At 66.7% G+C, this 13826-nt stretch carries 16 protein-coding genes; 8 read left to right on the forward strand and 8 right to left on the reverse strand.

Annotation, left to right across the window (positions count from 1 at the left end; translation table 11 throughout):
- The first annotated feature begins 154 nt into the window (after nucleotides 1-154).
- Both AC07VS_RS21650 and AC07VS_RS21655 read left to right on the forward strand, forming a co-directional pair.
- On the forward strand, nucleotides 155-712 hold the full coding sequence (locus tag AC07VS_RS21650) for a helix-turn-helix domain-containing protein (protein ID WP_494751961.1): 558 nt from the start codon (nucleotides 155-157) through the stop codon (nucleotides 710-712).
- Nucleotides 713-806: 94 nt separating this feature from the next.
- Nucleotides 807-1469, forward strand: coding sequence for a LysE family transporter (locus AC07VS_RS21655; RefSeq protein WP_494751962.1), 663 nt, complete (start codon nucleotides 807-809; stop codon nucleotides 1467-1469).
- A gap of 28 nt (nucleotides 1470-1497) precedes the next feature.
- Here the strand turns inward: AC07VS_RS21655 and dsdA are convergent, their stop codons facing one another.
- Nucleotides 1498-2871, reverse strand: coding sequence for a D-serine ammonia-lyase (gene dsdA, locus AC07VS_RS21660; protein ID WP_494751963.1), 1374 nt, complete (start codon nucleotides 2869-2871; stop codon nucleotides 1498-1500).
- A gap of 101 nt (nucleotides 2872-2972) precedes the next feature.
- Here dsdA and AC07VS_RS21665 point away from each other — a divergent pair, with 101 nt between their 5' ends.
- Together AC07VS_RS21665 and AC07VS_RS21670 are read left to right on the forward strand one after the other, a co-directional pair.
- Complete coding sequence (locus AC07VS_RS21665; RefSeq protein ID WP_492346006.1) at nucleotides 2973-3941, forward strand: LysR family transcriptional regulator; 969 nt, start codon at nucleotides 2973-2975, stop codon at nucleotides 3939-3941.
- Between the two features lie 142 nt (nucleotides 3942-4083).
- Entirely contained in the window at nucleotides 4084-4548 is a 465-nt protein-coding gene (locus AC07VS_RS21670) for a GNAT family N-acetyltransferase (protein WP_494657081.1), read from the forward strand.
- Here AC07VS_RS21670 and AC07VS_RS21675 read toward each other — a convergent pair.
- Both AC07VS_RS21675 and AC07VS_RS21680 read right to left on the reverse strand, forming a co-directional pair.
- Complete coding sequence (locus AC07VS_RS21675; RefSeq protein WP_494657080.1) at nucleotides 4529-5119, reverse strand: hypothetical protein; 591 nt, start codon at nucleotides 5117-5119, stop codon at nucleotides 4529-4531. The genes AC07VS_RS21670 and AC07VS_RS21675 overlap by 20 nt on opposite strands.
- A 346-nt stretch (nucleotides 5120-5465) precedes the next feature.
- A complete protein-coding gene (locus AC07VS_RS21680) occupies nucleotides 5466-5657 on the reverse strand; it encodes a hypothetical protein (RefSeq protein WP_494657078.1) in 192 nt (63 codons plus the stop codon).
- Nucleotides 5658-5797: 140 nt separating this feature from the next.
- Here AC07VS_RS21680 and AC07VS_RS21685 point away from each other — a divergent pair, with 140 nt between their 5' ends.
- Together AC07VS_RS21685 and AC07VS_RS21690 are read left to right on the forward strand one after the other, a co-directional pair.
- Nucleotides 5798-6163 carry a response regulator transcription factor gene (locus tag AC07VS_RS21685; protein WP_492346002.1) on the forward strand — a complete coding sequence of 122 codons (366 nt, stop codon included), beginning with the start codon at nucleotides 5798-5800 and terminating at the stop codon, nucleotides 6161-6163.
- Between the two features lie 45 nt (nucleotides 6164-6208).
- Nucleotides 6209-6742, forward strand: a complete 534-nt coding sequence (locus AC07VS_RS21690; protein WP_492346001.1) for a DUF2867 domain-containing protein — start codon at nucleotides 6209-6211, stop codon at nucleotides 6740-6742.
- Nucleotides 6743-6751: 9 nt separating this feature from the next.
- Here AC07VS_RS21690 and AC07VS_RS21695 read toward each other — a convergent pair whose 3' ends face one another.
- From AC07VS_RS21695 to AC07VS_RS21705, 3 genes are all read right to left on the reverse strand, one after another.
- Nucleotides 6752-7747, reverse strand: a complete 996-nt coding sequence (locus tag AC07VS_RS21695; RefSeq protein ID WP_494751964.1) for a catalase family peroxidase — start codon at nucleotides 7745-7747, stop codon at nucleotides 6752-6754.
- 165 nt (nucleotides 7748-7912) lie between these two features.
- Complete coding sequence (locus AC07VS_RS21700) at nucleotides 7913-8818, reverse strand: DUF2145 domain-containing protein (protein ID WP_492345999.1); 906 nt, start codon at nucleotides 8816-8818, stop codon at nucleotides 7913-7915.
- An 8-nt stretch (nucleotides 8819-8826) separates the two neighbouring features.
- Nucleotides 8827-9342: a hypothetical protein gene (locus tag AC07VS_RS21705; protein WP_492345998.1), complete on the reverse strand. Its 516-nt coding sequence runs from the start codon at nucleotides 9340-9342 to the stop codon at nucleotides 8827-8829.
- 196 nt (nucleotides 9343-9538) lie between these two features.
- Here AC07VS_RS21705 and AC07VS_RS21710 point away from each other — a divergent pair, with 196 nt between their 5' ends.
- Both AC07VS_RS21710 and AC07VS_RS21715 read left to right on the forward strand, forming a co-directional pair.
- Nucleotides 9539-10249: an alpha/beta fold hydrolase gene (locus AC07VS_RS21710; protein WP_494751965.1), complete on the forward strand. Its 711-nt coding sequence runs from the start codon at nucleotides 9539-9541 to the stop codon at nucleotides 10247-10249.
- A gap of 259 nt (nucleotides 10250-10508) precedes the next feature.
- Nucleotides 10509-11444 carry a serine hydrolase domain-containing protein gene (locus tag AC07VS_RS21715; RefSeq protein WP_494751966.1) on the forward strand — a complete coding sequence of 312 codons (936 nt, stop codon included), beginning with the start codon at nucleotides 10509-10511 and terminating at the stop codon, nucleotides 11442-11444.
- 37 nt (nucleotides 11445-11481) lie between these two features.
- Here the strand turns inward: AC07VS_RS21715 and AC07VS_RS21720 are convergent, their stop codons facing one another.
- Nucleotides 11482-12114, reverse strand: a complete 633-nt coding sequence (locus AC07VS_RS21720) for an LbetaH domain-containing protein (protein ID WP_492345995.1) — start codon at nucleotides 12112-12114, stop codon at nucleotides 11482-11484.
- A 331-nt stretch (nucleotides 12115-12445) separates the two neighbouring features.
- A complete protein-coding gene (locus AC07VS_RS21725) occupies nucleotides 12446-13654 on the reverse strand; it encodes an acyl-CoA dehydrogenase family protein (protein WP_494751967.1) in 1209 nt (402 codons plus the stop codon).
- Between the last annotated feature and the right edge of the window lie 172 nt (nucleotides 13655-13826).

A 13826-nucleotide genomic window follows, 5' to 3' on the forward strand; every position in this document is an offset into this window, starting at 1 on the left:
TGACCCAGCGTTGCCGGATTTGGACGGAGCGCCATAAGTGCCGGGTCGATGCGGCTGCCAACGACTGCTGACCCTGCGTTCCACTCGGAAAGCCCTGGCGGCACCGGCCGGATTTGGCACAATCGCAGCAGCCCCCACCGGAGTCCCCAGCACCATGCAATACGCCGTCATTCCCACCCAGCTCGGTGCGCAGCTCAAGGCCCTGCGCCTGGCCCAGCAGGTTTCGGTGGCCGAGGTGGCAGACTACATGAAGATCAGCAGTTCGCGCGTGTGGGGCATCGAGCGCAATCCGCTGGCCATCAAGCTGCACCAGTTCTACCTGTTGATGACCGCCCTGGGCGCCGAGGTGCATCCGTTTCCCGATCTGGCGACCTTGCGCCCGATGCTGATCGAGGCCCGCCGTGCCACTGGCCTGACCCAGGCCCGGTTCGGGCAGATGGTGGGGGTCACCCAATCGCGCATCGCCCACATCGAGTCCGACCCTGCACACATCAGCATGGACCTGTTCCTCAAGGTGCTGGGCTCTTTGCGCATGCGCCTGTTCATTGGCCAGCACGTCTACCGAGAACCTGCGGCGGCCTTGCGCAACCGTGTCGGTGCCAATGCCGTGCCGCCCTTGCTGGCAGAGCCGCCCACAGCTACCTCTGGGCTGGCGCCTGTGGGGCTGCCCCTGCCCGCCGCTGGCCTGCTCTTTCAGGCGCCCCTGAACTGAGCCCTCGCTTCAATCGCCCTGTGGCCTGGCGGCCAAGGCGGTTTTCAAGCCCACCTGTGCCGGGGCAGGCGCATTGCCCCTTACCATTTGAGGCATGGATACAAGTATTTGGTGGTCATATTTCGCGGCGGCCTGGCTGATTGCCCTGTCGCCAGGTTCCGGGGCTGTGCTGTCGGTGGGGCATGGGCTGCGTTATGGCGTGCAAGGCGCCAGCGTCACCATCCTGGGCCTGCAGGCCGGGCTCATGGGCATCACCCTGATTGCCGGGGTGGGGGTGGGCTCGCTGCTGGTGGCTTCGGCCATGGCGTTCACCGTGGTCAAGGTGCTGGGGGCTCTGTACCTGCTGTGGCTGGGCTGGAAGCAATGGCGCGCGCCGGTACACGCAGGCCACGGTTTGCTGGATGAGGCGACCGACAACCCCGGGGCGAACGCTGGCGCAGTGCCGATGATGTCGGCCCGGCAGCGTTTCTTGACGGGCTTGTTCACCAACCTGACCAACCCCAAGGGCATCGTCTTCATGGTGGCTGTGCTGCCCCAGTTCATCGTCGCCAGCCGCCCCCTGCTGCCCCAGATCGGGGTGCTGATGCTCACCACCGTGGCGGTAGACCTGGTGGTCATGCATGGTTATGCGTTCACCGGCGCACGCTTGGCCAGCCTGCTGCGCAGCGCCCGGGCGCAACGGGCGCAGAACCGCCTGTTTGGCGGCGTGTTGATGGCCATGGGCGCCAGTCTGATGTGGGTGCGCCGGGCCGCCTGAGCGCACCCAGGTTCCCACCTTCCCGGTTTCAGGCCTGCGCTTGATCGCGGGCTTGGCCCCGCAGCACAAAGCCCTGATAGTCCTCCTCGGGCATCAGCATGCCCCCGGTCAGCCAGGCCACATGGGTCGCCTGCGCCATCTGGCTGTCCAGGCCCCTCTGTTGCAGATAGGCCTGCCCTTGGGGGGTGTTGAGCAGCATGGCCGGGCCTGACAGGCCGGCAGCGGCCGAAGGCTCGATGCGCAGGCCCTGGCTGGCCTGGGCCTGCCACAGGTGGCGCATCAAGGTGTCGTCCTGCACGGTGTAGATGCCGGCGATCTGGGCGCCCACGGCGGCGGCCGCCAGGGTGGAGGCCCGGGGCACGGCCAGCCCATCGGCTTCGGTGAGGTTGTTCAGGCCGATGTCATATACGCTGGGGTGTGGCCCGGTGGCGGGCAGGCCCGACCAGCCCGCCAGCCGCTGCACCAGAAAACAGGGCGATGCCGTGGGCTCGGCAAACAGGCAATGCACATGGTGCCCGAACAGCTGCTGCAGACCGTACGCCACCCCGCCGGGGGCGCCCCCCACACCGCAGGGCAGGTAGACGAACAGCGGGTGCCGGGCGTCGACAGGCCGCCCCGCCTCTGCCAACTGGGCCGCCAGGTGCGCGGCAGCCGTGGCATAGCCCAAGAACAGCGAGCTGGAGCGTTCGTCATCCACAAAATGGCAATGCGGATCGGCCGCCGCCCCGGCCCGCCCGGCTGCCACAGCGTCAGCATAGTCGCCTGCGTGTTCGATCACACTCACGCCGCGGCTGCGCAGCCGTGCTTTCTTCCAGGCCTTGGCGTCGGCTGACATGTGTACCTCGGCCCGCAAACCCAGCGCGGCGGCCATGGTGCCGATAGCCAGCCCCAGGTTGCCGGTCGAGCCCACGGCCACCGTGTACTGGCCAAACAGGGCCCTGGCCTCGGGGCTGGCCAGTTGGCGGTAGTCGCCGCTTGGGTCGATCAGACCGTGCTGCAGGGCCAGTGTTTCGGCAAACTCGATCACCTCGTGGGTGCCGCCACGCGCTTTGACCGAGCCGGCCACGGGCAGCAGGTGGTCGGCCTTCACCCACAGGCTGCCCCGGCTGGGCGGCAGGCCCAGGGCTGTTTGCAGATCTGGCACGTTCATCAAAGGCGACTCGATCTGCCCGCCGCAGGCTTGCAGCCCATCAAAAAGCTCGGCCAGCAGCGGTTCGAAGCGTTTCAGGCGCAGGCGGGCCGATTCGATGGCGGCCGGTGACAAGGCCAGGGTGCCCTCATCCTGCACGGGGTTGGGATGGCCTTGGGTTTGGGTCCAGAGCACCGGTCGGCCGGCCAACAGGCCTGGCATGTCAAAGTCGATCTTGAAGTCGGTGTGGGAGTCGGTGTTGGGGGAGCGCATGGGCTGCTTTCGCTAATGGATGGTTGCATTGTTCATCCAGCCATGCCAACAGAGAAGCGGCCTATACTGATGCGATTCATTAGTCAAACCAATGTGAACTTGTGAGCCTGGTCCACCTTTCGCCGTCCTTGCTGGTCTGGGCCCGCACCTTCGAGGCCGTGGTGCGTTGCCAGAGCTTCACCAAGGCGGCGCAAGACCTCTGCATCACCCAGGGGGCGGTCAGCCAGCAAGTGCGCCAACTCGAAGAATGGGCAGGCAAGCCCTTGCTGGTGCGCCATCACCGCACGCTCTCGCCCACCACCGAGGGCCAGCGCCTGGCCTCGGCGCTCACCCCCTCCTTGCAAGCCATCGAGCAAGGACTGGCACAGATTCGCACCCCCGACGCACAAGAAGCCCTGCTGCTGAGCTGCTCACCCACATTGGCCATGAGCTGGCTCACGCCCCGGCTGGGTGATTTCTACCGCCGTCTGCCAGAGGTGGGGCTCAAGGTCATGGCCGAGTTCCATCCGCTCGATGCCCAGCGCATGCGGGCCGAGGGCTTGGCTGCGGCGTTGCGGTACGACCTGGGGCACTATCCCGACCTGAAGGCCCAGCAGGTGCTCGACGAGGTTTTGTTGCCAGTGGCCAGCCCGGTCTTCATGGCCGAGCACCCCGAGATCCGCTCGCCCACCGATCTCGATGGGGCCTGGTTGCTGCACGATGAGTCCCCTTGGGCCGGCGCCCGGCCCGGCGAAGAATGGCTGCACTGGCTGACGCAGGCCGGTGTGGCCTGGCCGGCCAACCGCTTGCCGCAAGGGCGGGTGTTCAATCTGTCACTGCTGGCCGTCGGTGCGGCGATGGCGCATCAGGGGGTGGCCATGGGGCGCCTGAGCATGGTGCTCGACGAGTTGCTGGCGGGCCGGCTGGTGCTGCCGTTTCAGGGCTACGTCACATCCCGGGCGGCTTACCACCTCATCTGTTCGGCCAGCCCGCCGCCTGCGGTGGCGCTGGTGCAGGGGTGGTTGATGGAGCAGGCCGCGGGCTTCAAGGGTCGTCGGGACGCCTATCTGAAGCCCTTGATCTGCCTTTGATGCGCCCCGTGACGGGCCCGGTTGACCCGTTCCTTGGGTGCGCTCCCTGACGGCGCGTGACCCGTCGCGGTAGGCGGTCTTACGCCAGCTGTGCAAGGGCTTGCCCCCAGCCAAGCCCGGGGCCGTATGCTCCAGGCCTGCCATGACACTTCACTACGAACCCGCCCGCCTCGGCGATGCCGAGGAACTGGTCGCCCTGCGCATCGCGGCCATGCAAGCCAGCCTGGAGGCCTTGGGTCGGTTTGACCCCGTGCGGGCCCGGGCCCGCTTTCTTGAGCATTTTTCGCCTGAGTGCACTCGTCACCTGATGGTGGGGGGGCGCAGGGTCGGTGTGGTGGTGCTGCGGCTTGAACCGCAGCACCTGCTGCTCGATCACCTGTACGTGCACCCCGATCACCAAGGTCGGGGCCTGGGGGCCGCAGTGGTGGTCGATGTGTTGAGGCAGGCTGCGGCCCAGGGCCTGCCGGTCAAGGTGACGGCGTTGCGAGGCAGCCGCTCGAACCACTTCTACCAGCGGCATGGCTTTGAGCTGGTGGAAGAGTCCGAGTGGGATCTTGTCTACCTGAACCGCACCGGGGTGGCCATGTTCACTGACAGCTCACGCTGACCAGCGAAAGCTTGTTGGTGGCGGTGACGCCCGTCGGGTTGCTGACAAGGCAGTTGCCCACCAGGGGTTGCTGTGCCACCACCACGTTGTAGTTGGTGCCGTTGGGCAGCGAATTGGCGAACCTGAAGTCGCCGTTCTGTGCCAGGACCACCGACATGCCGTTGGTGCTCAAGATCACGCTGTAGCCGCTTTGCAGCCCGGTCAGGGTGCCGCCGATGGAGGGGCCGGTGTCGCAACTGACCTTGATGTTCTGGACCGAAGAGCCCACGTTGTTGATCTTGCCGCTGCCATTGGTGACTTGGCACCTCACGCCGGTGGGGGCGGTCTTGATGGTGACGCTGTAGCTGGCGTTGGCCTTGAGCTCCGTGGCAAAGCGGAAGTCGCCGTTCTGGGTCAGCGTCAGGTCGTCGGCACCATTGTTTTGCAACACGAGCTGCTGGCCCGTTGGCAGTCCCGACATCGTGCCGCCGACCAGGGCATCCAGCCCACCGCCGCCACAGGCTGACAATCCAAGAAGGGCCACGATGGAAAGGGTCAGCAGGGGCCGACGAAAGTTGTTGAAGTGCTTCACTTTGTATTTTCTCCCTGAGAGGTCTTCATCACCTGAGGCTGAGGGGCCGCAGGGCGGGCCGCTCTCGGCACCGCTCAAGGTAGACGAGCTCATCTTTACAAAGTTCCGCGACCAAGGCTTGCACCCCGGCCTCTGACCGAACTGGGTCAGGATCTGTCAGTGGGCCGCGCCCCGGTCATCGCCTGGGCACGGCCCTGGATGGCCTCGAACAGCCGCCGGTCGGGCGACCTCTTGGCCGGCTGGGCTTGTTCGATGCGCCTGCTCGATGGGGGCCTGATGCTGCCGGTGTGCCGCTGACGTCACCTGAGGGAACGCTCATTGGTCTGAGCGCCCTTTGGGCAGCGCTTCAGACACAGAGGATGTCGAGCGTCAGCCCGATCAGTCCCACGGCCGTGGCCAGCAGAAAGCCCACGGCCAGCACCTTCAGCCAAACCCAGCAAAGCGATTCGCCGGGATCGCTGGTGGCACCAGGCAAGGGGCGCCAGGGGCGCTCGGCCTGCAGGCCAGGCCTTGCGTCGTATCGAGGTTCTGTGGGCAAGATCAGCGGTCCTTCATGAAGTGGCATGACCTTAGCGTGGTGCGTCTGACCGCGGCCTGACTTGGCCGGGCTTTGCTGAAGGCCCTGGTTTGGCTGATAAGCTGACGCCCCTAGACATTCATCTCAGGCAAGGCAGGCGCATGAAAATCCTGATCATCGAAGACAACCCCTCTGTCAGGCAGCTGATCGTGATGGCGCTCGATTTCATGGACTGCGAGGTGATCGAGGCTGTGAACGGACGCAGTGGCCTGGATCAATACCACGAGCACAAACCCGATGTGGTGTTGCTCGACGTGATGATGCCCGGTGGGCTGGACGGCCTGGAGGTCTGCAAGGTGATCCGGGCTGACACCAGCCACAGCTGCAAGATTCTCATGTTGAGCGCCAAGGCCCAGTTGATGGATCAGTTTGATGGGCTCATGGCGGGAGCCGACGAGTACATCGCCAAGCCCTTCAGCGTGACCGAACTGCTCGCCAAATTGCAGATGCTCAGCGACAAGCCCTGAGCACCTTGCTTGGCCCAGCCGATCAGCCCTCACCCGATGACCCCCATGCCCTCACGCCCCTACACCTGCGAAGCGCCCGCTGGCAGCCTGATCAGCCCCTTGCTGCCCGGGGCCTATTTTCACGATGCCAACGCCATTGCCGTGGGGCCCAGCCAGGCCACCGCGCTGGACCATTTTCTGCAGGCTTTGCGGCACACACCGCGCTGGGTTGACACCCTGATGGTGCTGCGCAACCGGGTGGTGGCCCTGCTGGGCCTGAAAGACCTGGGCGCCTTGTCGCGACTGGACCCCGCCAAGCCCGGATCAGCGTATGCCGTGGGTGAGCGTGTCGGCATATTCACCCTGATCCGCAACACCCCCGACGAGGTGCTGCTGGGTGACCAGGACAAGCATCTGGACGTGACCCTGTCGGTGCATCGGGCCGCCGACCCGGCCGGAGGGCCGAGCACCGTCACCGTGACCACCGTGGTGCATGTGCACAACCTGCTGGGCAAGCTTTACATGCTTCCGGTCACCCCCATGCACCGCATCATTGGCCCGGCCGTGCTGAAAGCCATTGGCAAGCCAGACGCGGTGTGAGCCGCGGGCTCAGCGGCCGGTCAACCGCTTGACGAACGAGGCGGCGTAGGCCGGCGAGCGAAACAGCAGCACCGGGTCTTCAGTGGGGGCCATGCCCTCGGCGATGACCAGGGGGTCGAAGTTGATCTTTTCGCATTCGGCCCCGGCTTGTGGCGTGGCGGCCGTCAGGGTCAGCACGCCCGCCTGCATCTGGCGGCGTTCGGCGGGCCAAAACACGGTGGGGTTGTTCTGCTCGTCGCCGGCCTCGCCCAGCGTCACCACCATGTTCCAGCGCAGGGGCCCGGCCTTCACGCGGCTCAGCAGGTCTTCATCCAGGAAGCGGGCCGGAGCCGTCTTCAGGGCTTCGTCGCTCCAGCGGCTGACACCGGCTTCGGGGTCAAAGCGCCAGCGCACCAGGGTGGTCTGGTCTTTGGCGCTCACAAACTTGAAAGTGTGCACGCTGTAGAAGTCACTCTGGGCGTAGCTCACAGGCGGGTTGTGGCTGGCCATGAAGGCGGCCAGGGGCTTGGCGTCAGGGTGGTTGTCACGAAAGGCCTGCTGCTTGGCGGGGTCGGGCTTGCCGGTCGCCGGGTCGGGCAGGTTGGCCAACAGGGCATCCTGGAAGGTCTGTGGCGTGGCCGCGCTGAAGACCGGCACGTTGAGCATGGTGAAGTGCTGCAGGCTGCCGCCCGGCAGGCGAAACTCGACGGCCAGCCCTCGCGGTGATTTCGCCGAGTCAGGGGTGTTGGGGTTGCCACCTGCGAGCGAGAAGCGGGCCACCACGGGCACGGGCTGGCCGCTGAACAGCGCCGAGCGCGAGTAGGCCTGCACCGCCGGTGCACCCACAAAGCTGCCCGTGGCACAAAGGCCCTGAATGTGATTGCGCCGGGCGCCCGGCGTGACGCCATTGAGCTTCTCCATCGTGCTGACCACCTCGTCGGCAGTGGGGGGAGCAGCCGATGCCGCTGTGCTGGCCAGCAGAACGGCCATCATCAGGGCCGAGGGGATGGGGTGCTTTGTTGTCATGGGGGTCCAGGTGGGTTGCAGGGCCAAGGCCAGTGGGGGCAACCCTGTCGGGCGCAGTCTTTGCGCCTCAACAGGGCTGGTGGCCTGGCGGGTTATAGCAACTTTGAGCCTGGGGCGTTGGCGCCTGCGCCATGCCCCCTGACCGGACTCGGCCAGCACAGGCCTTCACTGCAGCGCTTGCTGGCGATCTGCCGGTCCGGCACGGCAGGCTTCGTCCACCAGGGCCCAGCCCCCGTGCACCACGGCCTGCTGGCTGTCATGGCACAGCTCCAGGCGCTGGCTGTCGGGCCAGCGGGCCCGGACAAAGGCCTCCAAGGTGGCCGGGACGCTGACCTTCAGTCGCAAGGCGTAGCGGTCGTCTTCGGGGTGGTCGTCCAGGTGCACCAGCGGCACAAAGCTGGCGGCAAACATCAGCCAATGCGAGGGCACAGGCACAGGGGCGGGGGCGTAGCCGGCCTGGCGCAGCCATTGCTGAGCCTGGGCGCGCAGATCGGGGCCAGGGGGCAGGGCACCCCAGGCCAGGGCCATCAGCTCCAGGACCCATTGGTTGCAGTTTTGGTAGCGCAGGCTCCAGGCATAGGCATTGGCGCTGTAGCGGCCGGCCAGCAGTTGCAGGGCTGCAGGCGTGTCGAGGGCGGCCGCGCGCAAGGCCCGGGCGGCATCAGGTGGCAGGCGCACGATGGACAGATAGCCCCGCTGCGGCCGCTCGGAGCCCATCACAAAACCTGCCAGCCCTTGGTCGTACAGGCGTGGGGCCTGTTCGTCGCAGGCGTAGTAGAGCTGGCGCACGCGCCACACGCCGGTGTCGCGGTCACGCAAGGCCACCCCGGCGTGCGAGTAGCGCAGCCCGAACTCGGACAGATCCAGGCCCGAGCGGCTGATCAGCACCGTGTCTTCGCCGGTGGCGTCGAGTTCGGCCCGCAACACACCTGCAAAACGCAGCAGGGTGTCCTGCTCGCCAGCGCTCAGCGTGGGGTTGCGCTCACAAAATGACGACGACGCCCATCCGGCAGCCTGTGCCGTGGCCCAGGCGCCGGCGAGTGCCAGGCCCGCCAGCAGGCCCCGGATCACCCGCGGCTTCACAGCCCGATGACAGGGCGGGCGGCCAGGTCGTCGTGCCAGTCGTCGGCCAGCACCAGGAAGAAGGCTTGCCGGGTTTCGGTACGGCTGAACTCAATGCCATAGACGCGCTGCTCGGCATGCACGGTGCCGCCCGCGCCCAGGTCTTGCTGGCGCACCACGTCGGCCGGCAAGTCCAGCATCAGCAGGGTCGGGTCGGCCGCCGCCGTGACCTGGGCTGTCGGCAAGGCAGGCTGCCATTGCAGCGTCAGGCGCAGCTTGCCGGGGCGCTCCGGCACCGGGGCCAGCGCCAGGATGCGGTAGTCGCCATTGGCCACCTGGCGGCCATCGCGCGAACTGTCGGCCGAGCTGTTGCTGGAGCCATGCAACGAATCCGACACGCTGCCACTGGCCGAAGAGCCGGCGCTGGAGGCCGACGAGGCCAGGCTGTCGGCCCGGGCAGGACCGAAGGCGCAGCCGGCTGCAATCAGCGCCAGGGCGCTCAGGTAGCGAAGAGGTGTGGACTTGGGCGGCATGGTGATGGGGCTTGCTGTGGGCGTTAGCGGGGTGGATGGGATTGGGGGCGACGCAACCTTCGGGCCGGGGGGCTCCAGCCGATTATCCATGGGGGCGTGTCGCGTGCGGGGCTTCAGAGCGGGGTGGCTCAGCGGACGCGGTTAGAGTCGGTGGCGGCCGCGCTGTCCGGCCTTGCTGACGATCAAGCCACCTGACATGGTCCACACCACCCAATTCGAACTGGCGCTGCATGGCACCGAGCTGCGCGGCAGCGTGCATCATCCTGGCCAGGCGGCCAAGGCGCCGCGCATCCTGGCCCTGCATGGGGGCGGAACGTCGTCGCGCCGGGGCTTTCGGCCGTTGCTGTCTGCGCTGGCCGCCCACGGCCACACCAGCGCGGCGTTCGACTTTGCCGGCCACGGCGAAAGCGGCGGGCAGCTCATCGGCTCCAGCCTGGCACACCGCGCCGAGCAGGCACTGGCGGTGGCCGGCCACCTGGGCCTGCAGCCTCCGGTGGCGCTGCTGGGCAGCAGCATGGGGGGCCATGTGGCCTGCACATTGATCGACGCCCTGGCACCTCGGGCCCTGGTGCTGTTCTGCCCGGCGGCCTACGCGGCGGTGGCTCAGCGCCTGCCTTTTGGGCCTGCTTTCCAGGGCGCCCTGCGCGCCACGACATCGTTTGATTCGTCGCCTGCCTACGAGGCCCTGGGGCGGTTTACCGGGCGTTTGTTGCTGGTATTTGGCACCGAGGACGACGTGATCCCCGAGGCGGTTCAGCAGCAGTACCTCAGCCGGGCCGACCAGGCTCAAAGTGTCGAGTTGATGCGCTTGCAGGGCGCGGGCCACCGCCTGCACGACTGGCTGGCAGAGCGGCCAGACCGCTTTACCGACGTGCTGGGGCGGGTGCTGCGGGCCCTGAAAGACTGACCGGTTGCCACTGTTGTGCTCAAAAAGGAATCCTGTGCCGCCAACCCTCACTCTGTCATGGGCTTCAGCCTTGCGGTTCGGGCGGCGCTGCCCGGCAGGTCTGGCAGGGGCCATTGCGTTGACCCTGGCAGGATGCGCTGCCCCGGGCCCAGATGCGTCGCAGGGTCAGTCCCTGTCGGGGCACTTGAATGAATGGGCCGCTCGCAGCCATGTGTGCGCAGTTGCGCTGGCGCAGATCCGGAACCGGCAGCTTGATCGCGTGGACACGGCCAGCACCTGCGACGCCTCACAGGGCGTGCGGGCTGACACCCTCTTTCAGGCTGCTTCGCTGGGCAAACCTGTGTTTGCCTATGCAGTGCTGAAGCTGGTGCAACAGGGGCGGCTGGATTTGGATGCTCCCCTCATGCGTTACCTGCCGCAGGGCTACCGCCACCGATATCAGCCGCTGAAGGCGGAGCCCTCGGAATGGGTCACCGATGTGCGCATTCAGGGGCTCACGGCGCGCCAGGTACTCCAACACACCACGGGCTTGCCCAACTGGGCCTCCGGGCCGCTGCGTTTCGAGGCCGAGCCGGGCGCGCGCTGGTCTTACTCAGGTGAGGGCTTTGTGCTGTTACAGCGGGCGGTCGAAGCCATCACCGGCCAAGCCCTGGACCTCTTCATGAACGAGCAGGTGTTTGTGCCGTTGGGCATGCAGCACAGTGCCTATGCCTGGGATGAGGCGATGGCCCCCGACTTCCTGCCCGGCACCAAGGCCAACGGTTCGCCCCGCAAAACCTTGAAGCTGACCACGCCGTTTGCGGCGTTCACGCTCTACACCAGTGCGGCAGACTACGCTCGATTTCTCGTGGCGCTGCTCAACGATCAACCCCTGCTCGTCACCTCGCTTGCCTCGCCCGTCGAGGTGGACCGCCACCTGAACCTGGCCTGGGGTCTGGGCTGGGGCCTGGAGCGCTCGGCGGAGGGGTTCACGCTTTGGCATTGGGGCAACAACCCAGGCTACCGGGCTTTTGTGATGGCCCACCCCGCAAGCGGTGACGGCTTTGTGATGCTGACCAACAGCGAGAACGGACTGGCGCTGGCTGAACCCATCGCCCAGCAGGTTATGCCGGGTGAGCACCGGGTGTTCCGGTTCGCCATGCTGGAAGGGGATACCTTCCAATGGCTTTGCACGCGGCTCGGGGTCTGCCTCTGAGTCGCGGCTTACAAGCGCTCCAAATGGTGCCCGTTGGTCAGTGTGGTTCTGTCAGTTCCTGATCGCACAGGGCGCCTCGCTGTATCACGGCGCCAGGTCCAAGCAGTGTGCCGGGCGCGAGCACTGAGTTGGCACCGATCTGGGCGCCATCGCCCACCAGGGCACCGAATTTGCTTTGCGGCAGCAAGTGCAATGTTGAGCCCAGCCGCACTCGGAGTTCACGCCCGGGCCGTTCGTTGCGGTGGTTGCAGATGATGCTGCCGGCCTCCAGGTTCACACCCGATCCCAGCACGGAGTCGCCCACAAAATTGAAGTGCGCCAGGTGGGTATGCGCAAAGATGAACGAAGACTTCAACTCGGCGCCAGGGCCGATGCAACAGTCTCGGTCCAGCCAGTTGCCCCCTCGCAAATAGGCCCCTGAGGCCACGAAGCAGCGGGCCCCCACAATCAGGGGACCCTTGAGCGTGGCGCCTGGTTCAATGGTAGCGCTGCGGTGGATGGCGATCTGCCCCTGAATCAGGTAGTCGTCGGCTGGCAGCGCCACCAGCAGATTCGCGACGATGGGTGCTGCTGCGGCCGTCAGTTCCCAAGGTTGCAGATCGCTGAAACGTGCCAGGGGTGAGTCCGTGATGGCTGCAATGTCGTTGCGCAGGTCAATTCGTTGGGGCATGGCAGGGGTCCGAAGTAGGCGCAACGTGAACTGTAGGGCCCAGTGTCCGTGACGGTGCCGGAACCAAGGCCACCCGGATCCCAACGGTGTTCCAAGACCGATGACCTCATTCATCAGCCGAGTCTGCCTGGGCAGAGGGTCGTTGTGGCACTGCGTCTTGTGCCCCTGATAGCATCTGCGGCCTTCGGGGGCGGCCTCAATAGATCACCCGGGTGGGGCAAGGTCTTCATCGCAGCGCACAGGGGGGCGGTGTCGAGCCCTGGAGAGTTCCGCGGGAGCCCAACCGGTCTGCTGGCGCAACGCGCTGAGCGGACCGCCAACTTGGATGGCCTCAGGAATAGAAGCTGGGCGCTGGCGCTTGCTCATGGAGGGCCCACTGGCCCAGCTCATTGAGCTTGTAGTCGATCGGGTCGTGCAGGCTCTGGGTGCGCAGGTTGCGCCAGAAGCGGTCCAGGCGCAGGGCGCCATGGGTGGCGCGGGCGCCTGTCACCTCGAACAGGCGGCTGCTCAGGTCCAGGCCGTAGCGGCTGCTGGCTACCTTGGCGGTGGATACGGCCACGGCCACCTGGCCGCGTTGTTCTGCGGCGAGCTGGTCGCCCTGCTGCCAGGCCGCATCGAACAGAGCGGCGGCCCGTTCGACCAGCAGGCGGCTGCTTTCCAGGCCGACCCAGAACTCGCCGTAATGGGCCAGCACATAAGGGTCCTGGCCGGCCTCGCTGACCCCCGACTTGAACCAGGGCCTCGACTCGGTGCGGGTGAAGCGGCGTGCTTCCTCAAATGCCCCCTCGGCCACGCCGAGGAACATGTGGCTGAAGATCAGCTGCGCCAGCAGGGGGCGCAGGCAGGCCTGGGGGGTGCTGAGCGGGCCAGGCTTGAGCAGCAACTCGCGCTCTTCCACCCGGACCTGATCGAAGGTGACGCTGCCGCTGTCGGTCTGACGCTGGCCCATGTTGTCCCAGTCGCCATGCAGGGTGATGCCGGGGCGCGTGGTGGGCACGGCGGCGATCAACAGCTTGCCGGTGGCCTCGTCCAGGGCTGAGGCGATCAGCATGTCAGAGTCGGCCGAGCCCGAGCAAAAGCTTTTGCGGCCTGAGAACACATGCCAGCCGTCGTGGTGCTGTACCGTGGTGCGTTTGTCCAGCGGGTTCAAGGCATTGCCCCAGAACCAGCGATGTTGCACGGTATCGGTCAACCAGGGCTGCCATTGGGCGGGCTCGGCGAACAGGCGCACGGTGGCCAGCATCAGGTGGTGAAAGCCGAACACGTGGGCCAGCGAGCTGTCGGCCTGGGCCAGGCGCCGCACCACGCCCAGGGTGGTGCGCCAATCGGCCCCCAGACCGCCGAGTTCGGTGGGCACCGACAGGGCCAGCAGGCCACTGCCACGCAGGGCATCGCGCTCGGCCTTGGGGGTGCCTCCGGCCTGATCGCGAGCGGCCGCGGTGGTGGCGAACTGGCTGGCCAGGGTTTCGGCGCAGTGCAGGGCCTGGTTCAGGGCGGTGTGGTGGACCGTGTCGGCTGAGGGTTGGGGTTGGTGTTTCATGGCAATCGGTGCGAGGGCTGTGAGTCACTAACTGAGGGCGTTGAGTGAGGGCGTTGAGTGAGGGTGTTGAAGGCGGCCGCCAGCCTAGCCCGGGCTGCGCCCACTGTCGATGCGCACATGCCCGAGGTTGCCCGAGGTGGCCCGAAGTCGCCCGCAGCCTCGGGGCGCCGCT

This window comes from Curvibacter sp. GW821-FHT01G03, from assembly GCF_059422285.1.